18 protein-coding genes and 1 pseudogene are annotated in these 21,996 nt (G+C 68.6%); 13 read left to right on the top strand and 6 right to left on the bottom strand.

Annotated elements, in window-relative coordinates; translation table 11 throughout:
* Window positions 1–2 precede the first annotated feature (2 nt).
* Window positions 3–839, bottom strand: coding sequence for a helix-turn-helix transcriptional regulator (locus tag ABD54_RS17680; RefSeq protein WP_047870603.1), 837 nt, complete (start codon window positions 837–839; stop codon window positions 3–5).
* Between the two features lie 370 nt (window positions 840–1,209).
* Here ABD54_RS17680 and ABD54_RS17675 point away from each other — a divergent pair, with 370 nt between their 5' ends.
* Window positions 1,210–1,761, top strand: a complete 552-nt coding sequence (locus ABD54_RS17675) for an ATP-binding protein (protein ID WP_047870602.1) — start codon at window positions 1,210–1,212, stop codon at window positions 1,759–1,761.
* A gap of 152 nt (window positions 1,762–1,913) precedes the next feature.
* Window positions 1,914–2,282, top strand: a complete 369-nt coding sequence (locus ABD54_RS17670; protein WP_047870601.1) for an STAS domain-containing protein — start codon at window positions 1,914–1,916, stop codon at window positions 2,280–2,282.
* Window positions 2,283–2,426: 144 nt separating this feature from the next.
* On the opposite strand, the gene glmS is transcribed toward ABD54_RS17670, so the two are convergent.
* Window positions 2,427–4,274 (bottom strand): glutamine--fructose-6-phosphate transaminase (isomerizing), encoded by a 1,848-nt coding sequence (gene glmS, locus ABD54_RS17665; protein ID WP_082166875.1) that lies wholly within the window; start codon window positions 4,272–4,274, stop codon window positions 2,427–2,429.
* 332 nt (window positions 4,275–4,606) lie between these two features.
* Here glmS and coaA point away from each other — a divergent pair, with 332 nt between their 5' ends.
* Entirely contained in the window at window positions 4,607–5,512 is a 906-nt protein-coding gene (coaA, locus tag ABD54_RS17660; RefSeq protein WP_047870599.1) for a type I pantothenate kinase, read from the top strand.
* 33 nt (window positions 5,513–5,545) lie between these two features.
* On the opposite strand, the gene ABD54_RS17655 is transcribed toward coaA, so the two are convergent.
* Entirely contained in the window at window positions 5,546–6,058 is a 513-nt protein-coding gene (locus tag ABD54_RS17655; protein ID WP_235432101.1) for a hypothetical protein, read from the bottom strand.
* Window positions 6,059–6,430: 372 nt separating this feature from the next.
* Between ABD54_RS17655 and ABD54_RS17650 the strand changes: the two genes are divergently transcribed.
* Entirely contained in the window at window positions 6,431–8,584 is a 2,154-nt protein-coding gene (locus ABD54_RS17650; protein WP_047870597.1) for an ATP-binding domain-containing protein, read from the top strand.
* A 197-nt stretch (window positions 8,585–8,781) separates the two neighbouring features.
* Here the strand turns inward: ABD54_RS17650 and ABD54_RS17645 are convergent, their stop codons facing one another.
* A complete protein-coding gene (locus ABD54_RS17645; RefSeq protein ID WP_047870596.1) occupies window positions 8,782–9,501 on the bottom strand; it encodes a hypothetical protein in 720 nt (239 codons plus the stop codon).
* Window positions 9,502–9,721: 220 nt separating this feature from the next.
* Here ABD54_RS17645 and ABD54_RS17640 point away from each other — a divergent pair, with 220 nt between their 5' ends.
* The 9 genes from ABD54_RS17640 to ABD54_RS29085 all read left to right on the top strand — a co-directional run bounded on the left by ABD54_RS17640 (window position 9,722) and on the right by ABD54_RS29085 (window position 21,173).
* Complete coding sequence (locus tag ABD54_RS17640) at window positions 9,722–10,645, top strand: universal stress protein (protein ID WP_047870595.1); 924 nt, start codon at window positions 9,722–9,724, stop codon at window positions 10,643–10,645.
* A 469-nt stretch (window positions 10,646–11,114) separates the two neighbouring features.
* Window positions 11,115–12,923, top strand: a complete 1,809-nt coding sequence (locus ABD54_RS17635; protein WP_047870605.1) for a phosphoenolpyruvate carboxykinase (GTP) — start codon at window positions 11,115–11,117, stop codon at window positions 12,921–12,923.
* 500 nt (window positions 12,924–13,423) lie between these two features.
* Window positions 13,424–16,573, top strand: a complete 3,150-nt coding sequence (locus tag ABD54_RS17630; RefSeq protein ID WP_047870594.1) for an RHS repeat-associated core domain-containing protein — start codon at window positions 13,424–13,426, stop codon at window positions 16,571–16,573.
* Between the two features lie 362 nt (window positions 16,574–16,935).
* On the top strand, window positions 16,936–17,673 hold the full coding sequence (locus ABD54_RS17625) for an RHS repeat-associated core domain-containing protein (RefSeq protein WP_047870593.1): 738 nt from the start codon (window positions 16,936–16,938) through the stop codon (window positions 17,671–17,673).
* Between the two features lie 250 nt (window positions 17,674–17,923).
* The gene (locus ABD54_RS29095; protein ID WP_047870592.1) at window positions 17,924–18,334 is read left to right on the top strand and encodes an RHS repeat-associated core domain-containing protein; all 411 of its coding nucleotides are present in this window, start codon (window positions 17,924–17,926) and stop codon (window positions 18,332–18,334) included.
* A 297-nt stretch (window positions 18,335–18,631) separates the two neighbouring features.
* On the top strand, window positions 18,632–19,066 hold the full coding sequence (locus ABD54_RS27995) for a hypothetical protein (protein ID WP_152692058.1): 435 nt from the start codon (window positions 18,632–18,634) through the stop codon (window positions 19,064–19,066).
* Window positions 19,067–19,450: 384 nt separating this feature from the next.
* A complete protein-coding gene (locus ABD54_RS27395) occupies window positions 19,451–19,759 on the top strand; it encodes a hypothetical protein (protein WP_200904133.1) in 309 nt (102 codons plus the stop codon).
* Window positions 19,760–20,076: 317 nt separating this feature from the next.
* Window positions 20,077–20,427 (top strand): RHS repeat-associated core domain-containing protein, encoded by a 351-nt coding sequence (locus ABD54_RS29090; protein WP_047870591.1) that lies wholly within the window; start codon window positions 20,077–20,079, stop codon window positions 20,425–20,427.
* Window positions 20,428–20,681: 254 nt separating this feature from the next.
* A complete protein-coding gene (locus tag ABD54_RS29085) occupies window positions 20,682–21,173 on the top strand; it encodes a hypothetical protein (RefSeq protein WP_235432100.1) in 492 nt (163 codons plus the stop codon).
* Between the two features lie 54 nt (window positions 21,174–21,227).
* Here the strand turns inward: ABD54_RS29085 and ABD54_RS17605 are convergent, their stop codons facing one another.
* Together ABD54_RS17605 and ABD54_RS17600 are read right to left on the bottom strand one after the other, a co-directional pair.
* Window positions 21,228–21,710 carry an ATP-binding protein gene (locus tag ABD54_RS17605; protein WP_047870590.1) on the bottom strand — a complete coding sequence of 161 codons (483 nt, stop codon included), beginning with the start codon at window positions 21,708–21,710 and terminating at the stop codon, window positions 21,228–21,230.
* Window positions 21,707–21,996: pseudogene (locus ABD54_RS17600) on the bottom strand (hypothetical protein); the annotation flags it as partial. The pseudogene ABD54_RS17600 and the gene ABD54_RS17605, both read right to left, overlap by 4 nt.

The raw sequence follows: 21,996 nt of genomic DNA, 5'->3' as shown, positions 1-21,996 counted from the left end.
GGTCAGGAGTAGCGCTCCAGGAAGCCGCGCAGGATCTCCTCGGTGGCGGCGGGCGGCGGAGCCTGGGTGGCGAGGTGGTCCATCGTCTGCGCGTAGCGGTGGGTGTCGTCGTACTTGTCGAAGTACAGGGCGCTGTTCAGCTGTTCCAGGTAGACCACGTCGGGCAGTTGGGGGGTGGGGAAGCGCAGGATGCTGAAGGGGCCGCCCGCGGCGGGGTGGCCGCCCATGGCGAAGGTGGCGATCTGGAGGGTGATGTTGGGGCGGCGCGCCATCTCGACCAGGTGCTCGATCTGTCCGCGCATCACCCGGGTGTCGCCGTAGGGGCGGTGCAGCACGGCCTCGTCGATGACCGCCCACAGTCTGGGCGCGTCCGGTTCGACGAATCTGCGCTGGCGGCGCATGCGCATCTGCACACGACTGTCCACGTCATCGTCGGAGGTGGCGGTCCGGGACAGGCGGATGACCGAGCGCGCGTAGTCCTCGCTCTGGAGCAGGCCCGGCACGAACTGCACCTCGAAGGTGCGGATGACCGACGCGGCCTCCTCCAGGCCGACGTAGACGCCGAACCAGTTCGGCAGCACGTCGCCGTACTTGTGCCACCAGCCCTGGGCGTTGGCGCTGGAGACCAGCCCGAGGAGTGCCTCGCGCTGGTCCGCCCGGTCCACGCCGTAGAGCTTGAGCAGGTCGTCCACGTCGCGGCGTTTGAAGCTGACCTGGCCCAGCTCCATGCGGCTGATCTTGGCGTGGGAGGCGCGGATGGCGTATCCGGCGTCGTGCCGCGAAATCCCCTTCTCCTGTCGCAGCCGCCTCAGCTGCGTTCCGAGGAGAATGCGCAGCACGGTGGGGCCACCGCTGGAATTGGCCAGGAAATCCTGGGTGACCTGTAGATTCGGTGCCTCTTCGGCGACCACATCGCCTCCTGTGCAACGGCTGTAGCGGCTTTGGCGCGGGCGACCGCTCAGTATACCCGCGGGGTTCCGTTGCGGACAGAGGCGGTCGGGGATTGGGTTGGGGCCTATGGGCCCCTTGCGTGTCTGGTGTAAACGCGGATGCCCGTCTGTGAATTCTGCGCAGGGGATCTACCAATAAGGGTGCTTCGTCCTATACCCTGGGCCGGACGTTGAGCTGCACGTGCATCTGTGTCTTACAGATGTAAGCCACGATGGCCCCGAGGACGGGTCAACCGACAGCGCACTCGTGAGGACCGTGATGAACGCAGAGCTGGTGTCCTCGGAGACCGACTCCGAGCCCTTCTGGAGCCGCCCCTCTCTCGCGGAGGCCTCCCGGGCACTCCTGGGCGGCTGGTGGGACGACCCGCTGGGCCGCCTCTCGGTCGGGGAGCGCGCGCGGACCAGGGACGCCGCGGCGGGCGCGTTCGCGGCCTCGCCGGAGTCGGTGCGCCGGGCGCGCGAGTTCGCCTCCGGGGCCCTGGAGGGGTGGGGGTTCCGCGAGGAGCTGGAGGACGTCCGTCTCATCGTCTCCGAACTCGTGGGCAACGCCTGTCGCCACGCCCTCCCCGAGGACGGCTCCCCTCGCGGCCGCGTCGTGGTCCAGTTTCGCCGCCTCGACGGCGGGCGGGGCGGAGTGGTGTGCATGGTCGCCGATCCCAGCGAAAAAGCCCCGGTCAGGGTGGACGCCCACCATTTCGCCGAGTCCGGCCGGGGGCTCGGTCTCGTCTCCGCTTTCAGTCGGCAATGGGGCTGGGAGCCGGTGCGCGGCCGCGGGAAAATCGTGTGGGCGATATGCGGTGGCGGGGGCTGAGGCGCGCCTTTGAGGCGATGCCGGAAAAGGACTCCGGGGCTGTGGACGGCACCGGACGGACCGCCCGGGAAGAGTAGGCTGTCAACGCATGTCGGCATTTGGCCGACCGCGTCCTGAGCAGAGTTCCCTACACCCGATCCCCGGAGCGAGGCGTGACCGTGCTGGACACGGAACAGGACCAGTTCGTCTGTGACGGGATCACCGTCGTCGAGCTGGGCGGCGAGATCGACATCGCCACCGCCGAGGAGGCGTTCACCCGGATCACGGCCGCCGCCGCCGACGGCTGCGTCGCGGTGGACCTGTCCGAGGTGGAGTTCATCGACGCCTCGGGCGTCAACGCCCTCGTGCGCGCCCTGCGCTTCGCCGCGGGGGCCCGGCACCACCTTCTCCTGGCCTGCCCCCCGCGCCAGCTGACCCGCATCCTCGACGTCCTGGGCCTGGGCGCGGTCCTGCCGATCCACCCCGACGTCTCCGCCGCACGCGCCGCCCACGACGGGTCGGGGCACGGAGCGCCGCGCTGACGGGAGCGTTCCCACGGGGAAGCGGGCACCCGGCCGCGCCGCCGACACGGACGCGTGCCGCCCCCGGACACGCCGACCCCCGGACGCGCCGAGGGGCGCGCCCGGCGCCGCGCGCCGGACACGCCCCTCGGCGCGGTCCCGCCGCTACTCGACCGTCACGCTCTTGGCCAGGTTGCGCGGCTGGTCCACGTCGTTGCCCTTGGCCAGGGCCAGCTCGCAGGCGAACACCTGCATGGGGATCGTGGACACGAGCGGCTGGAGCAGGGTCGGCACGGCCGGGATGGGGACGAGCACGTCCGCGTACGGGCGGACCGCGTCGTCGCCCTCCTCGGCGATGACGATGGTGCGGGCGCCGCGGGCGCGCACCTCCTGGATGTTGGACACGATCTTGTCGTGCAGCACGCTGCGGCCCTCGGGGGAGGGCACCACCACGACGACCGGCACGCCGTCCTCGATCAGCGCGATCGACCCGTGCTTGAGCTCACCGGCGGCGAACGCCTCGGCGTGCATGTACGCCAGCTCCTTGAGCTTGAGCGCGCCCTCCATCGCCACGGGGTAGCCCACGTGGCGGCCCAGGAACAGCACGGTGTCCGTGTCGGCCAGCGACCGGGCCAGCTCGCGGACCGGCTCCGCCGTCTCCAGGACCCGCTCGATCTGCTCGGGCATGGTGGCCAACTGGGCGATCACGGCGTTGATCTCGTCGCCGAACTTCAGCCCGCGCACCTGCGCCAGGTACAGGCCGATCAGGTAGCAGGCGGCCAGTTGGGTGAGGAAGGTCTTGGTGGCGGCGACGCCGACCTCCGGACCCGCGTGCGTGTACAGCACGCCGTCGGACTCGCGCGGGATGGTGGACCCGTTGACGTTGCAGATGGCCAGCACCCGGGCGCGCTGCTCGCGGGCGTAGCGGACCGCCATCAGGGTGTCCATGCTCTCGCCGGACTGGGAGATGGCGATGACCAGGGTCTGCTGGTCCAGGATCGGGTCCCGGTAGCGGAACTCGCTGGCCACCTCGACCTCGCACGGGATGCGGCACCAGTGCTCGATGGCGTACTTGGCGATCAGGCCCGCGTGGTAGGAGGTGCCGCAGGCGATGATGACGATCTTCTCGACCGAGCGCAGGTCCTCGGGGGACAGGCGCATCTCGTCCAGGGTGAGCTGGCCGTCCACCGTCACGCGGCCCAGGAGGGTGTCGGCCACCGCGCGCGGCTGCTCGACGATCTCCTTGAGCATGAAGTAGTCGTAGCCGCCCTTCTCGGCGGCGGAGGCGTCCCAGTCCACGTGGTACTCGCGCACGTCGACGGGGTTGCCTTCGTAGTCGGTCACCCTGACCGAGTCCGCGCGCAGCTCCACGACCTGGTCCTGGCCCAGCTCGACGGCCTCGCGGGTGTGGGCGATGAACGCCGCCACGTCGCTGGCCAGGAAGTTCTCGCCCTCACCGCGGCCGACGACCAGCGGGGAGTTGCGGCGGGCCGCCACGACCAGGTCGGGGTCGTCCACGGAGGCGGCCACGAGGGTGAACGCGCCCTCCAGCCGCCCGCACACCGCGCGCATGGCGGCGGGCAGCTCGCCGGTCCGGGCCAGCTCGGTGTTGAGCAGGTGGGCGGCGACCTCGGTGTCGGTCTCGGAGAGGAACTTGCAGCCCTGCTCCTCCAGCTCCAGGCGCAGCGCGGCGAAGTTCTCGATGATGCCGTTGTGGACGACGGCGACGCGGTTGTCGTTGTCCACGTGGGGGTGGGCGTTCGCGTCGTTGGGCGCGCCGTGCGTGGCCCAGCGCGTGTGCCCGATCCCGGCGCCGTCGCCGCTGACGGGCCGCTCCTCCAGCGCCCGGCGCAGGTTCGCGAGCTTGCCCGCGCGCTTCTCGGTGCGCAGAGCACCGTCGCCCAGCACAGCCACACCCGCGGAGTCGTATCCGCGATACTCCAACCTTGCGAGGCCGTCCACGACGACTTCAAGCGCCGGTTGCGGCCCGACGTAGCCAACGATTCCGCACATGGCCGCCAGCGTAAGCGAAGAAGCCGGTCGAATCGACCAACCAGGCATCCATACCACTGCTCGTTTTCCCAGGTAGCGGTATAGACCATTTGGTGCATGGGGAGTAGACCGCGCAGGTCGGGGGCATGGGGAGGCGACGAGTGGAACCGATTCCACCCCCCGGAAAGGAGAGGCAAAATTTTGGGGGTGCGTGTCGTGAACATGTGGTTTAAGGCACGTTTCGGGGGTCGTTGCGGGACTTGTGGGGACCGGCCGCCCGTCGCGGTCGACCCCCTGCTCTAGGGTGGTCACTCGTGTCTCACACGACGAAGAACGGCTTCTCCACGCCGTACGTGGAGATGGACCGTGAGGCCTGGGCCGCGCTCCGGGCCTCCACGCCCCTGTCCCTGACCGAGGCGGACCTCGCCCAGCTCCGCGGCACCACCGACCCCACCTCCCTGGAGGACGTGCGGGACGTCTACCTGCCGCTGTCGCGACTGCTCAACCTCTACGTGGGCGCGACCCAGCAGCGGCACTCCGCCGTGCGCGCCTTCCTCGGCGAGTCCGACCGCCCGTCGCCGTTCATCATCGGCGTCGCGGGCAGCGTCGCGGTCGGCAAGTCCACCACCGCGCGCCTCCTGCGCTCCCTGCTGGCCCAGTGGCCCAACCACCCGGACGTGGAACTGGTCAGCACCGACAACTTCCTGCACGCCAACGCGGTACTGGAGTCGCGCGGCCTCATGCGCCGCAAGGGCTTCCCCGAGAGCTACGACCGCCGCGCCCTGGTGCGCTTCGTTTCCGAGATGAAGGCGGGGGCCGACCGGATCGACATCCCCGTCTACTCCCACCTGAACTACGACATCGTGCCGGACGAGCGCCAGACCGTGCACCGCCCCGACATCCTCATCGTCGAGGGCATCAACGTCCTCCAGCCCCCGGCCGCGGGGCGCCTGGCCGTGGCCGACTTCTTCGACTTCTCCATCTACGTGGACGCCAAGGTCGAGAACATCCGGGGCTGGTACCTCGACCGCTTCCGCGAGCTGCGCCGCACCGCGTTCTCCGACCCGCGCTCCTACTTCCACCACATGGCCACCGCCATCGGGGAGGAGGAGGCGCTGGAATTCGCCGCCAACACCTGGCGCACCATCAACGAGGTCAACCTCGTGGAGAACATCCGCCCCACCCGGGGGAGGGCCACCCTGGTCCTGTACAAGGGCGACGACCACCGCGTGCGGCGGGTGCGGCTGCGCAAGACCTGACCGGCCCGGCGGTGCCGCGCCGGGCCGCCGCGGCTACCCCGCGGTCAGAACCGAGCCGATCAGCACGCCCGCCGCGATGGCCAGGGTCAGGGCGACGGCGAACGCCATTCCGAGCAGGTAGGCGTGCCGCTCGGACCACGTCACGAGACCGGGGCGGAACCGGTTGAGCTCCTTGGGGGTGACAGGCCCCTCCGGGCCGCTGCAAGGCAGCCCGAGCGCGCCCACCAGCCGGTCCATGTCCTCGGCCGTGTAGTTGGCGCCGTACACCCGGACGAGCACGCCGCCGTGCGGGTCGAGGACGAACAGGGTGTCGCAGGGGCCCCCGCGCGGCTGGACGACGGTCGCGCGGATCGTCCACACGGCGCGCGACCGTGACCGGCGCCGCTGGAAGAACGCCCCCTTGATGACGATCTCGTGCGCGGTCAGCACGATCCTGGCGCGGTGGAGGTGCACGGCCACCGCCGCGACCAGCAAGATCCACGCGGCGCCCGTGGCCAGGGCCGCTCCCGGGCCCACGCGAAACGCGACGCCGGCGGTCGTGACCACACCGGTCACCACCCCGACACCCAACCTGGCCCATCCCGCCCGGAGGCCGGGCCGTATTACGAGATCGCCCTGAACGTGGTGCATGTGAGTACCGCCCTTTCCCGGCTGCTCAGACGCTCCCGTGCCCGCGTCGGTTCCCGTCCCCTCCGCGCGGTCGCGCACCGGGGGCCCGGCCGGGAGCCCGGTGCCCGGCCGGTTTGGCGAGGGATCCGGAGCGGGTTAGCCTGGTGGCTCTTTTCGGCGGCGCCCCCTCAACGGGTGCTGTGCGCTCTCACGGATCGGAACGAACCGGGCCCTCGCGGCGACCGGGGCGGGACCCGCGCACGCGCGCCGCCGCGTTCCTGTCCCGCCGATCCCCTCCGAGGCCGCCGCATGTCCACCACCGATTCCGCCGCCGTGCCCGTGAGCCCCGAACTCCGGGCCGAACGCGACCGCCTCGCCGCCGCCCGCACCGCCCTGGACCGGATGCGCCAGGAGGTCGAGGGCAGCGAACTCGTCCTCGGCGACGTCGTCAACGACAAGGTCACCAACGCCGCCCTGCGCCGCGGCCGCGAACGCCGCCTCGCGGCCCTGGCCGACGTCCCCGGGGCCCCGCTGTTCTTCGGCCGCCTGGACTTCGAACCGGGCACCGTCTTCCTGGACGACGACGTGTTCGACGGCGCCGAGCCCGACCGGATCCACATCGGCCGCCGCCACGTCCACGACGCCGAGGGGCGCCCGATGGTCCTGGACTGGCGCGCCCCCATCTGCGTCGCCTACTACCGGGCCTCGCCCGGCGACCGGATGGACGTGCGCCTGCGCCGCCGCTACGGCTTCACCACCATCGACCACGGCCGCGACGCCGACCCCGAGGTGGTCCTCACCGCCTTCGAGGACGAGCCGCTCACCACCGCCCCGACCGGGAGCGGTCAGCGCGGCAGCGCCCTGCTGGACGCGGAGATCGAACGCCCCCGAACCGGGCCCATGCGCGACATCGTCGCCACCATCCAGCCCGAGCAGGACGGCCTGGTCCGCGCCCCGCTCACCACCACCCTGTGCGTGCAGGGCGCGCCCGGCACCGGCAAGACCGCCGTGGGCCTGCACCGCATCGCCTTCCTCCTCTACAGCGAGCGCGAACGACTCTCCCGTTCCGGCGTGGCGATCGTCGGCCCCAACCGCTCCTTCCTCTCCTACATCCGCGACGTCCTGCCCGCCCTGGGCGAGGTGGACGTCCAGCAGACCACCGTCACCGAGATGCTCACCGCCGGGCTGCCCGAGCGGTCCCGCCCCGCCGCCGGGTGGGTGCGCCGAACCGAGGAGCCCCGAGCCGCCCGGATCAAGGGCCGGGCCCGCATGGCCGAGGTGGTCCGCCGCGACCTGTGGTCGCACCTGCGCACGCCCGAGGAGGCGGTCGTGGTCCGCCGCGGGTCGCGCCGCTGGCGCCTGTACCCCGAGGACCTGCGCCCCCTCCTGGACGAGCTGGCCGAACGCGGCGTCGCCTACGGCTCCGGGCGCGAACTCCTCTCCCACCGCATCGCCCACGCCGTGCTCTCCCTCATGGAGGCCCGGGGCGAGGTCTGCGACGACCGCACGCACGAGCAGGTGCGCCGCGACCCCGCCGTGAAGTCGGCCGTCACCGCCATGTGGCCCAAGGCCGACCCGCTCAAGCTGGTGTTCGGCCTGCTCACCGACCCCGAACGCCTGGCCCGCGCCGCCGAGGGGCTGCTCAACGCCGAGGAGCGGGCCGCCGTCCTGCTGCCGGGCAGGCCCCGCGGCCCCAAGGCGGCGCTGTGGTCGGAGGAGGACCTGGCCCTGGTGGACGAGGCCGCCGCGCTCATCGAGCGCCCCGCCGGGCTCGGTCACATCGTGGTGGACGAGGCCCAGGACCTGAGCCCCATGCAGTGCCGGGCGATCGGCCGCCGCTGCGTGTCCGGCTCCCTCACCGTGCTCGGCGACATCGCCCAGGGCACCAGCCCTTCGGCGGCCGCCGACTGGTCCACGCTCCTGGAGCACCTGGGCAAGCCCACCGGCCACCTGAGCGTCCTGGACCGCGGCTACCGCGTCCCCGCCCAGATCATCGACTTCGCCGCCCGCCTGCTGCCCGCGATCGCGCCCGGGCTCGGCGCGCCCGTCGCCGTGCGCCGCGCGCCCGGGGCGCTGCGGATCACCCCCGCCGAGGACGGCCTGGCCGCGGCGGTCGCCGACGCCTGCCGCACCGCGCTCAGGGGCGAGGGCTCGGTCGGCCTCATCGCCGCCGACGCCGACCTGCCCGCCCTGCGCGAGGCCCTCGAAGCCGAGGGGCTGGCCGCGCCGCTGCTGGGGGAGGCGGGCGCCGGGCCGGACGCGGGCCGCCTGGTCGCGGTCCCCGCGAGCCTGGCCAAGGGCCTGGAGTTCGACGCCGTGGTGGTCGCCGAGCCCGCCGCCGTCGCCGAGGCCGAGGAACGCGGCGTCAACCGGCTCTACGTGGTGCTCACCCGCGCGGTGAGCACCCTGCACGTGGTGCACGCGCGCCCCCTGCCGGAGGCCCTGCGCGACACCGGGGAGTGACGGGCCGGGGTTCGCACGGCGTTCCCGGGCGTCCGTCCGCAGGCCGTGCCGGGCGGCGTCGAGGAGTGGGGTCGGCGGACCCGCCCCCTTCGCCGTGATCTTGTGCTTCCAGCGCGTCTCGACGGTCCAACCTCGCTATAAGTACAAGATCACCGCGGGTCGGGCCCTCCCATCGCGCACTGGGGACGGTTCCCGCCTCAGTGCTCGACGCTGGCGCGCCGGGGCGTCCAGGACCGCTTCCACAGGCTGGGCAGCAGGCCCGCGGTGAGCAGCCACAGGGCCACCGCCACCAGGTGGAGCCGTTGCAGTGTGCTGAACACGACCCCCGGGTCGCCGTCTCCACCGGCCGCGTACACCCGTACCGCCGCGACCATGACGGCCACGGCGGTGACCAGTTGGAGCGCCGCCACGACGGCCACCAGCGGCCACTTGCCGTCGCCCGTCCGCCACCGGTCCACCGCCAGCACGATCGCGCCCGCCAGCGCGGCCAGGAGCGCGACCGCCGCGACGACGGCCTGGGCCGCCGTGGCCCCCGCCAACCCCTCCGCCAGCGACTCCGTCGCGCACGCGACGTCCGTGGACACCACGCACGGCCCGGGGAGGAGCGTGGCCGCCAGCGACGCCGCGCCGAACACGACCATGCACCACCACGACACCGCCAGCAGGTGGCCCGTCCGCTCCCTCGCTCCCAGCCCGAGCCCGATTCCGGCGGCGATCACCACCAGGATCGCCGCGATGCGGTGCGCGCTCTCCAGGAACCTGGCGAAGTCGGCGTCCTGGTCGGCCAGGGCCCCCCGGACCGCACCGCCTGCGGGCAGTATGACCTCCACGACCCACAGGCTGTACACGAGCGCGGCCACCACGGCCGCGACCCTCCCGTCCCTGTAGTCCCAGTGCATCTGTGTGGAGTGCGACATCGTGTCCCCTGCCTTCCACGGGCTGCCGCGCCCCCGTTTGGACACCCTCCGAAGGGCGCGCGGCCGAACCCACCCCTGTGTCGCAACCCCCTACCCGGGGTGCCCCGTCTCACCCAACTCGCGTCGGCACCGTTATCCACGGGTGTGTGTTCACACGGCATCATCGGGGGACACCGGCGGAATACGCGGGGCAGGGACGGCCGACGAGAAGGGCGCACGCATGGACGGCGCATCCACGACGCGATGGGTGATCGTGGGGGTCGACGGCACGGAATCCAGCCGCCACGCGCTGGAGTGGTCGGCGCACCAGGCGGTGCTGCGCGGCCTCGGGGTCCGGATCGTCGCGGCCGCGGGGCCGCTGGCCTCGGTCGGCGTGTTCGCGGGGCACGGGCGCGCCGATCCCGACGTCGCCCCGGACGTGTTCCCCGACGAGGCCGACGCCCAGGGGGCGGAGTCCCTGCTGGAGTACGCCGGGGACTGGGTGGCGCGGCTCTTCCCCGAGCTGCGGGTGGAGAAGCGCCTGTCCTACGCCCGGCCGGTGGAGGCCCTGCTCGCCGAGGCCTCCGCGGAGGGCGCCGTCGCCGTGGTGGTCGGCTCGCGCGGGCTGAGCGGGATCGTGGCCGCGTTCGTCGGCTCCGTGGGCATCGAGCTGGCCGCCCGCGCGCCCGTCCCGGTGATCGTGCTGCCCCGGGAGCACGCCTCCGCACACGGCGTGCGGGGCCGGGTGATCGTGGGCATCGACGGGTCCGAGCCGAGCAGGCGCGCGGTGGACTTCGCCTTCGCGCAGGCCGACTTCGCCGACACCGAACTGGTGGCGGTGAGCGCCTGGCAGCCGCTGGTGGCCTTCGCCGCCGCGACCGGGCCCATCCCGCCCGAGCTGTTCGACGACGCGACCGCCGCCGAGGCCGCCCGGCAGGCGCTGGAGGAGGAACTGGCCGGGCCCCGCGCGCGCCACACCGGTGTCACGGTGCGCACCAGGGTCGTGCGCGCCCACCCCGTGATCGCCCTGCTGGAGGAGGCCACCCCCGCGGACCTCATCGTGGTCGGCTCGCGCGGACGCGGGGGTTTTCGCGGGCTGCTGCTCGGATCGGTGAGCCACTCCGTCCTGCACGGGGCCAGGGGGCCCGTCGCCATCCTGCGCTGATCCTGCCCGGCTCCTCCTGAGCTGATCCGGGCCGGTTCGTTCCGCGCCGATCCGACCAGCCGCCGTACCGCCGCTGATCCGGACCGGCTCCGCTTCCACCGCTCCCAACTGCGAAGACGCGCTTTCTTGCCAGTGGTGCGGCGGCACAGGTCTAGTCTCCGTCCGGAGCCCGCGGCAGAGTGCCGGGCACGCAGTGTGACGAACAGCACAGTGTGTCGGTCGCGGAACCCGGTTCCCGCCTCCGGCGGGGGAACCCGCTCCCAACAGCACCGGAACGGTCTCCGGCCCGCCCCCGTTCGTGCGCGTACATACCCGGTGGTAGACCACACGGAACCCTTGCCGCGCAGGGGAATCCGTTCTTCCAGCACAACTTCTATAGACCATTGGCCTAAACCAATTGGTCACTGCGGGGGATCGTCGTTCATGATGCGAGAGATCTCGACCTTGAGAAGGAGCCGCTGTGACCGCCGTGGATACCGACGTGGACGCGCCGACCGAACACGAGGAACTCGTCTCCTGGGTGCGGGAGGTCGCCGAGCTCACGCAGCCGGATGAGATCGTGTGGTGCGACGGTTCCGAGGAGGAGTGGACCCGCCTGACCGACCAGCTGGTCGAGCAGGGCACCTTCGTCCGCCTCAACCCGGACAAGCGCCCCAACAGCTTCTACTGCAAGTCCGACCCGAGCGACGTCGCCCGGGTAGAGGACCGCACCTTCATCTGCTCCGAGCGCGAGAGCGACGCGGGCCCCACCAACAACTGGATCGCCCCCGACGAGATGCGAGCCACCTTCGGCGGGGTCTTCCGGGGCGCCATGCGCGGCCGCACCATGTACGTCGTGCCCTTCTGCATGGGGCCGCTGGGCGGCGACATCTCCCAGCTCGGGGTCGAGATCACCGACTCCCCGTACGTCGTGGTGTCCATGCGCGTCATGGCCCGCATGGGCAGCGCCGCCCTGCGCCTGATCGAGGAGCGCGGCGAGTTCGTCAAGGCGGTCCACTCCGTGGGCGCCCCGCTGGAGCCCGGCCAGCGGGACGTCGCCTGGCCCTGCAACTCCACCAAGTACATCTCGCACTTCCCCGAGACCCGTGAGATCTGGTCCTACGGCTCGGGCTACGGCGGCAACGCCCTGCTCGGCAAGAAGTGCTACGCGCTGCGCATCGCCTCGGTGATGGCCCGCGACGAGGGCTGGCTCGCCGAGCACATGCTCATCCTCAAGGTCACCCCGCCCGAGGGCCGGTCGCACTACGTCGCCGCCGCCTTCCCGAGCGCCTGCGGCAAGACCAACCTGGCCATGCTCCAGCCGACCATCCCCGGCTGGAAGGTCGAGACGGTGGGCGACGACATCGCCTGGATGCGCTTCGACGGGCAGGGCCGACTGCGCGCCATCAACCCCGAGGCCGGGTTCTTCGGCGTCGCGCCCGGCACCGGCGAGAAGACCAACGCCAACGCCGTGGAGACCCTCTGGGGCAACAGCATCTTCACCAACGTCGCCCTGACCGAGGACGGCGACGTGTGGTGGGAGGGTCTCACCGAGGAGCCGCCCGCGGGCCTCACCGACTGGAAGGGCCGCCCCTGGACCCCGGATTCGGGCGAGCCCGCCGCCCACCCGAACTCCCGCTTCACCACCCCGGCCGGGCAGGCGCCGACCATCGCCGACGAGTGGGAGGACCCGGCGGGCGTGCCCATCTCGGCCATCCTGTTCGGCGGCCGACGCGCCACCGCCGTGCCGCTGGTCACCGAGTCCTTCAGCTGGCAGCACGGCGTCTACCTGGGCGCCAACGTCTCCTCGGAGAAGACCGCCGCCGCCGAGGGCTCGGTGGGCGAGCTGCGCCGCGACCCCTTCGCCATGCTGCCGTTCTGCGGCTACAACATGGGCGACTACTTCGCCCACTGGGTGAAGCTGGGCCAGGCGGCCGACCAGGCCGAGCTGCCCCGGATCTTCTACGTCAACTGGTTCAAGAAGGACGCCGGGGGCCGCATCGTCTGGCCCGGGTTCGGTGAGAACAGCCGCGTCATCAAGTGGATCGTCGAGAGGCTGGAGGGCGAGGCCGAGGCCGTCGAGACCCCGATCGGCCGCCTGCCCGTGGCCGGCGGCATCGACACCGAGGGACTGGACGTCTCCGACGAGGACATGGCCTTCGTGCTCGACGTCGACACCGAGGTGTGGAAGCGGGAGGCCGCGCTGGTGCCGGAGTTCTTCAAGACCTTCGGCGACCACCTGCCGGGCGAGCTGTGGGACGAGTACCACGCCCTGCTGGACCGCCTGGAGAGCCGGTAACGACCACGACGGGGGCCTGGCGGCCCCCTGGCCAGGGCCCCCTTCCGCGCACGGGGCCCGTGGGGGAGGGGCGCGGGCACGACGGTGCCCGCGCCCCTCCTTCGTGCGGCGGGTCGTGCGGTCACCATGCGCCGCGCGGCATCGGCGGTGCCGGGGAACGTGATGGTTGCCCTCTGGCAATTGTTGTCGTCGGGGCCGGTTCCGGCCACCGAGGCCAGCGGGTCGCGGGGACACCGTCCGGCGCACGCGACGCAGTGTTTCCCTCGGCGTTCGCCCTCACCTGCGCGAACGCGGCCTGTCTCCGTTGCGTCCGTGGTCAAACTTGCCGAAGGTCCCTCGCACCCAGGGTCACACTCCTCACCCTGGGCTCATGGTGCTCGCGGGGTGGCGTTCCGTAACGTACCGGGTGCCTGAGCCACCCGGAGACGGACCCTCAGACCAGGGCCGTCATGTCCGGGTGGCACCCGTGCACATCCCCACCCCTGGGAGCGATCCCCCTCGTGAGAAGACACATCCCCTGGTCCCTGACGGCCGCGACGGCCGCCTCCACCCTCGTGCTGGGGCTGCTGTCCGCGCCCCCGGCCCTGGCCGATACCGACCCCCACTCACCCGCCGACCGCACCATCCCGGTCCCCGACACCTGGGAGCCGGGCGAGGCCAATACCGAACCCGTGGGCGGAGAACCACCCGACGAGCCCTGGACCCCGCCCGGGGCCGAGAGCGCACCCGAGGCCCAGAACCGTTCGGAAGAACCCGAAACCCGGGTCGGCACCTGTGCGGACGGCGTCAACCGCGGTATCCAGTCCTGGTACCCGCTGGAACGCCACCAGATCAGCGACCGCATGGAACTGGCGGTCAACACCCAGGGCGGCAACCTCGTCCTCCGCCACCGCAACCTGACCGTGGCCGGGACCGGCCTGGACCTGTCGGTGTCCAGCTTCTACAACTCCGCGCCCTCCTACGACGGCTGGACCCTCTCCCACGGCCAGGACGTGGGCCTGAGCATCTACAGCAACGGCATCATCTTCCAAGGCCCTTCCGGCTACTGCGAGCGCTTCGACATCGCCGAGGACGGCTCCTTCACCCCGCCTGCGGGACTCAACGCCGAACTGGAGGAGTTGGACAACGGCCACTACGCGCTGACCTTCCACCGCGGCGAGTACGCCGACCAGGTGTGGACCTTCAACGCCAACGGGTGGCTGTACTCCCAGGCCGACCGCAACGGCCACACCCACCGGATGCGCTACGACACCGAGTGGAACCTGGTCTCGGTCGTGGACACCCAGGACCGGGTCACCACCTTCGACTGGGACAGCGGAGCTATCCCGACCATCACCGACCCGGTCGGTGAGACGGCCACCTCCTACGCCTCCAGCGGAGACGGTACCTCCACGCTGACCGACCGGGCGGGCCAAGACATCGAGTTCGGCTACGACGACGGCCTGCTGACCTCGATCACCGACGCCACCGGCGCGGTGTGGGAGATCGCCTACAACGACGACGACCAGGTCTCCAGCCTGACCGTGCCCGACGGCAGCCAGGACGGAGCCACCACCACCTACTCCTACGCCGACGGTGCTTGGTCCAACACCCAGACCACGGTCACCGACCCGGGCGGCGGTGAATCCACCCTGGAGTTCGACGACTCCGGGCGCCAGACCTCGGCGACCGACCAGGTCGGCAACACCCGCTCCCAGACCTGGACGGCCAACTCGGACGTGGCCACCACCACCGACGCGCTGCAAGCCTCGGTGACCTACGAGCACGATGAGTTCAACAACCTCATCGGCACCGAACTGCCCACGGGAGCCGCGACCTCGGTCGGGTTCACCGACACCGCCAACCCCGCCAAGCCCACCAGCGTGACCACCCCGGACGGGGACACGCTTCAGATGTCCTACGACGACGCCGGCAACCTCACCTCGGCCGTCCAGGAGGAGATGGACATCGAGGTGGCCGACATCCGTTACCACTCCAACGGGCTGGTCAACCAGGTCACCGACGCAGGCGGCAACACGACCGACTACTCCTACGACCGCGCCGGGAACATGACGGCGATGGACGAGCCGGGGCCGATGGGCACCACCCAATACGGCTACGACGCGCTGTCACGGGTCACCTCGGTCACCGACGGCAACGGTGTGACCTTGGAGTACGGCTACGACCGCCTCGACCGGATCGTGTCCATCTCCCAGGGCGGCGACCTGCTCCAGGTCATCGCCTACGACGGCAACGGCCGCCAGATCACCACCCACACCGACCAGGCGAGCGTGGAGCACTCCTACAACGGCCGCGGTGACCTGCTCGAAACCGTGCGCACCGACAGCAGCGGGAGCGAGGGGACCACCTACGCCTACGACGCCGCGGGCAACGTCACCGAGATGGTCGAACACGGCAAGACCACGACCTACGGCTACGACGCCGCGTTCCGGCTCACCTCGCTCACTGACCACACCGGGGCCGAGACCACCTTCACCAACGACGCCAACAACCGCCGCACCAGCATCACCCACCCCGACGGGGCCGTGGAGGAGCGCACCTACGACGACTCCGGGCGCCTGACCGGCATCACCACCACCGGGGCCGCCGACCAGGCTCTGGTGCAGGCCTCCTACTCCTACGACAACGACGGCGCCGACAGCGACCAGTTGCAGTCGCGCACCATCGGCGGTGAGACCGAGACCTTCACCTACGACGGTCTGGACCGGCTCACCGGTGACGGCACCACCGACTACACCTACGACGACGTCGGCAACCTGCTCAGTGCCGGTGGCGAGGAGTTCGCCTACAACGACGCCGACCAGCCCACCAGCGCTCGCGGGGCCGAGGTGGGCCACGACGAGGCCGGGAACATGACCTCGCGGGGTGAGTACGTCTACGAGTACTCGGTGACCAACCAGACGCTGCGCTCCGATGACGGTGAGGGCGAACTGGCCTCGTGGCTGAGCTACGACACCACCGACCAGACCCAGATGCGCGGCGTCACCGACGTGCACGAGGGAACCCGGGTGGAGCGGCAACTGTCGAACACCGCTCTGGGGGTCACCAACATCGCCTCCGAGGGCGAGCGCACCAGCTTCGTCCGCGACCCCGACGGGCGGTTGGTCTCCATGGTGGCCTGGGACGGCGACGAGCGCTTCCACTACACCCTCGACCAGCACAACACCGTGCTGGCTCTCACCTCTGAGGGTTCGGAGGCAGAGTCCCCGGACGTGGTCTACGACTACAGCCCCTATGGCGAGCGCACCTCTGAGAGCCTGGAGGGGACCGAGGCGGCGGCGTTGAGCCCGTTCGGGTTCACCGGCGCCTACCAGTTCCAGGACGGCACGGTGCATCTGAACCACCGCTTCCACAGCACGTTCACGTTGGGGTTCACCCAGCCGGACCCGTCCCGGCAGGAGTTGAACAACTACGCCTACGCGGCCTGCGACCCGATCAACAACACCGACCCCACCGGGCTGTGTACCGCATCGGCAGTCGACTTCGTTTTCGGATTTGCCTCCTATGTGGGCGCTGCCTACACGCTCTCCGGCATGGCGGCCGGAACAATTGCTGTTGCAGCCGGTCCTGTGACCTGGGCAGTGGCCACTGGGGTTATGGCAGTCTGGGGAGTCTCCCGCGGCATCCAGGCCATGAATCAGAACTGCTAACAGATATTCCACAAATGAGAGAACCTGTGGTGATGGTAGACACCTCGCTCCACGGCAAATCGCCACTCTCAGTACTCATCAGCTAGAAACCTTGGTGGGGCGGGGCATCCCGCCCCACCGGGAGGGAAAAATGCAAATCCTTGGAATATCATCAAGCATATTTCTAATTCTCTCGATGGTGTTTTTTTGGAAATATTACAACAAAAAGTCAGCTAATCCGAGAAGAATTCATCAGGTGCTCTGCTGGGCCTGTCTTGTGGCAGCAATCGCGCTTGCCGTTCTGTCATTTCTGGCCTAATTTCGGGGAGAATTTATATTTCAATATAAAAGCCTGGTTGTATCAAAGTGGTTCAAGGCGCAGAATGCTGTTTCAGATGCGCGGCGTCACCGACGTGCACGAGGGAACCCGGGTGGAGCGGCAGCTGTCCAACACCGCGCTCGGGGTCACCAACATCGCCTCCGAGGGCGAGCGCACCAGCTTCGTGCGCGACCCCGACGGGCGGTTGGTCTCCATGGTGGCCTGGGACGGTGATGAGCGGTTCCACTACACCCTCGACCAGCAGAACACCGTGCTGGCTCTCACCTCTGAGGGTTCGCAGGCTGAGTCCCCGGACGTGGTCTACGACTACAGCCCCTACGGTGAGCGCACCTCTGAGAGCCTGAAGGGGACCGAGGCGGCGGCGTTGAGCCCGTTCGGGTTCACCGGCGCCTATCAGTTCCAGGACGGCACGGTGCATCTGAACCACCGCTTTCACAGCACGTTCACGTTGGGCTTCACCCAGCCTGATCCGTCCCGGCAGGAGATGAACAACTACGCTTACGCGGCCTGCGACCCGATCAACAACGCTGACCCCAGCGGGCTGAACGCGGCCTGCACGGCCATGACCATCGCCGGAGGTGTCATCGGCGCGATCGGCCTTATCGGGATGTTCACTGCCTTCGCCCCTGCCACAGCGATCGGAACCGCCGTCGGAGCCGGGATTGGTTGGCTCGGTGGTGCCACCCTGCAAGGGGCGCTGATCGGCTACGTCGCGGGGCCGACAATTATGGCAGCCGCGGGCAACGCTCTCAGCGTGGCCGGTGTTGGCTGTCTGATGTAAGACCGCCCAGGGCCGAGGCGAGAGCCTCGGCCCTGCCAAATTCATTAGGGGAGCTTTTATTTTATTTTTCTTCATGTGTGCAAGCCTGTTCCTCGCGACAACCCTCACGCTCGTTCGTACGCTCAAAAAGGGATACAGGGCAAAAGCTGCCCACAAGTATTCTGAGGGTGTGCTCTATGCGATGGCCGTTGCCTTTTCGGTGCTTGCGTTAACACTCGGCTCCCCGTAACGATTCCGCGCGGAGTGGTGCATGGGGGCGCTGGTTCTGTTCGGGTTCAGCGGTGTCTACCAGTTCCAGGGCGGCACGGTGCACCTGAACCACCGCTTCCACAGCACGTTCACGTTGGGCTTCACCCAGCCAGACCCCTCCCGGCAGGAGATGAACAACTACGCCTACGCGGCCTGCGACCCCATCAACAACACCGACCCCAGCGGACTTAGTTTTTGCAGCACGATGTGGGCAGTGGGAGTTACTGCAGGAGCGGTCGCGGCGGTCGCTTTCGCTCCTGTGACCGGTGCGTTGCTGGTGGGAGCTGGTATGTCAGCCGTTACAGCCGGAACGCTTACTGCTGGCGTTGGTATGACCGCGACGTCAGTCGCTTCGGCAGCTGCCATCCCTTCGTTCCTGTGCGGGGCTCATGCATTTTACAAGGACCTCTAGAGAAAGCAGGTGATCTCCCTTTTTTGAGCTTCTTGCGTCAATCATAATCTGTGCCGTTCTAATTTACATGGTGGCCAGAGTGAAGACTTCAAGGCCGATTAGGAACGTTGATTCCTTGGCTGCTTTGATTCTTCTGATGATAGCAGGCTTCCTGCTTTTCTGGGTCCAGTAGGAGTTTGCTGGACTCTGCGGAAATAATCTAGATTGCTGGTTGTGGATGGGGTGCCTCGGCTTTTGGTCGTCGTAATTATTCAGCGATCACTTGACCGGGGGCCCATCTTCCAGTTGTGCTAAATAATGGAACTGATTTCACGCACGATCCGGCACATCTGCATCGAGCCTCTCGGCGATGCGCGTCCGGCAAAATTCCAGGACGGCATGGTGCATCTGAACCACCGCTTCCACAGCACGTTCACGTTGGGCTTCACCCAGCCGGACCCGTCCCGGCAGGAGATGAACAACTACAACTACCCGGCGTGCGACCCCGTCAACAACACCGACCCCGGAGGACTATTCTCCGTCAAAGAAGTCGGTGTTTACGGGGCTGGCGGTGCGATCATCGGCGCAGCCGCTGGCTGTGTTCTGGTAGGCGGTTTCGGTGCGCTCGCCGGAGGTCTCATGAGCGGGGGCATAGGTGCTCTCCCCGGGGCTTGGGTCGGTTGCCAAGCCGGGTACAAAGCCGGTGGAGTGGCCGGGACCCTGATCGGAGGTGCCTACGGCGCAACCAAGTAGCCCAAAAAGCACAGCACGGAAGTGAGTCAAGTGACGCTAGCGATTTTTGCATCTATATTCCTAGTTGCGGGGGTCTTCGCTCTTGCCTCCTTGGGGTATAAAAGTGGGACGGGTGTCCGGGGCGCGAAGTCGGAAAAGGCGATCATCGTCATCTCGGGCGCCGCTATCGCTATCTGTGTTTACCTCTATTTCTCGTAATCACTTCTACGCTTTCGATGCGGCCTCATGTCGCGAAGGAGAGTGAAGAACAAGTCATGCATGGCAGAAACGCCAAAGCTATTGTTTGGCGATTTTTGAAGTCCTTGATCTCGCTCTATGCAGGGCGGCGCACGTATTTCGTGCGCCGCCCTGAACTTCACCCAGTCGGACCCGTCCCGGCAGGAGATGAACAACTACGCTTACGCGGCCTGCGACCCGATCAACAACACCGATCCCACCGGGCTGAATGCGGTCACCTACGGATGCGCCGCTGCCAGTTTCGCGGGTGTGGCGCTCATTGCTGCGGGCAGTGTTGGTTTCATGGCAGGAGCAGGTCTCGCGATCGGCGCTCTGGTCGGGACAGGCGCCGCATTGCAGGGTTCCCTTATTGGGGCCGGTATTGCGACAGCCGTGAGTGCAAGTTCTGTGGCGACCGCGGTCGGAAATGCCGCCACACTCATCGGAGGTGTGTGTGCAGCAGCGAGCCTAGCCTAGAGGTTAACCAAAAGAAGGGACATTCTGCCATGATTTACATATCCTTTGTCTCATGGATAGTTGCATCGGCGTGCCTCTTCCTCGTGGTCAACATGAGACACAAGAGAACAAAGAACAAGAAGCTGTCATCCCAAAGCAAATGGGGGCGCATCGAATCTGTTTTTGCGCTCTTGGGAGCGATCGCTTTCTTGACAGCTTTCTGCACCCTCGTTGCATCCTGAAATAACCGGTCTTCCTTAAGTGAGGGGCCGAGGGGCTTCTCCCTCGGCCCCTATGGCGAGCGCACTTCTGAGAGCCTGGAGGGGACCGAGGCGGCGGTGTTGAGCCTGTTCGGGTTCACCGGCGCCTACCAGTTCCAGGACGGCACGGTGCATCTGAACCACCGCTTCCACAGCACGTTCACGTTGGGCTTCACCCAGCCGGACCCTTCCCGGCAGGAGATGAACAACTACGTCTACGCCCAGTGCGACCCCATCAACAACACCGACCCCACCGGACTGAACTCAACTGCTCTAGACATGTGCTCAGCAGCTGGGCTTCTCGGAACGGAGATTGGAACCCTTGTCTGGGCCTTTGGCATCACGGGGCCCTGGGGAGCATTCTGGGCAATCGGCCTGGCCGCAGTTGGAATAACATGCGGAGCACTCTGGCTCCACTATCGATACTGACTCGCTGATCCAGCAAAGTGGGCCACCAGAAAGCTCCCCTGGTGGCCCTTAGGAGAGATGCTGATGATTCCCGCAACCTTCGCACTCATGGTCATTGGGGCCATTGGCCTACTGGTCAAAGTTTTTCTAGTCAGTCGCAAATCAGCAGCACCTAAGTGGCTCGATTTGCTAATCGGATCCTCTTTCCTGGCATGCTTCCTATTTTCCCTTGTTTGGCTGCTTTTCTAGGGGAAACTTCTGCTAGATAGTGGGAATTGAAACAGCGGAAGACTCTGGATGCCAGTCGTTCAGAGTCTTCCGCTCAGGTCGAGAAAAATAAAGGATACGCCAGCTTGATGGTGTCGTGCCCGTTCGGGTTCACCGGCGCCTACCAGTTCCAGGACGGCACGGTGCACTTGGGCCACTGCTTCCACGGCGCGTTCACGCTGGGCTTCACCCAGCCGGGCCCCTCCCGGCCGGGCCGGAACTGGGTAACTGCGCTCGGGCTTGCTGTGGCGGATCGACGACCAAGGAAAGGAGCAGGGCACATGGAGAGAAGCTTTCCGAAGGACCCGACCAAGAAGGAGCTTCGCACCCTCATCGGGTTCAGGCTTGTTGGCATAGCCTTTTTCCTCGGCATGGCGGCATGGCGCGCGTGGGAGGGCGATTACCTGTGGTCCGCTCTGAGCGTGCTCCTCACGGCCATTCTCTTCGCGGTCTATGTGGCACCCCGCATGCTGCAACTGCGCCGCAAGAAGAAGGAGTGACCTCTGGAAAGGGGGCGCGGGCACGACGGTGCCCGCGCCCCCTTTCTCTGTACGTCACCAAGCGCCGCGCAGGCTTCGGGGCGGCTCGGCGTCGAAGGCGGCCCAGACGTGGGTGCCGAGGCCATAGCGGCGCGGAAAGGCGAAGCTGGCCCACGTGCGGGAGAGCTGGCGCACCAGCAGCAGGCCGCGCTGGCCCTCCGCCGCCTCCCACTCCTCGTCGGTGCGCTCGTTGGGAATGCGGGGCAGGGTGGGGCCGCCCGCGTCGCTGACGGTCAGGCGCAGCGTGCGTTCGTCGGGCATGGACAGGGTGCGGGTGACCCCCTCCTCCGAACGGGCGTACTTGCAGGAGTTGGCGACGAGTTCGCTGGCCACGAGCTGGACGGTCGCGACCAGGTCGGGGTCGAAACCGGCCAGGTCGCGGGCGAGTTCGGAGCGGACCCGGGCGAGTTCGGACAGGTCGCAGGCGTAGTCGAGGTGTCCCCAGAAGGCGAACGGGCCGGGGACCGGTGCCGGGTCGTGCGCAGACATGCCGGTCATACCGTCACCCCGTCCGCGTACCGGGCCCGGGCGGGTGCGGCGGCGAGGAGGTCGCCGACGGGAACGGGCGCGGGGGCCGGGATCGGTGCCGGGGCCCGGGTCAGAGTCGGGGACGGAACCGCTGGCGGGGCCTGGGCCGGGACGTGAACGGAGCCGTGCGTCCACGCGCGCAGTCGAATGACGGCCTCGGCCTGGACACGGGAGAGGTCGCGCTCACGCTCGTGTTCGCGGGCGGTGTAGTAGGGCCTGACCAGGGCGATGTCGTCGGCCGGGAAGATCTCCGGGG

It is taken from the genome of Nocardiopsis sp. RV163, assembly GCF_001029525.1.
Classification (GTDB): Bacteria; Actinomycetota; Actinomycetes; order Streptosporangiales; family Streptosporangiaceae; genus Nocardiopsis; species Nocardiopsis dassonvillei.
The sequence above is the reverse complement of the archived record's forward strand: the minus strand, read 5'-3'. Positions and strand labels throughout refer to the sequence as shown.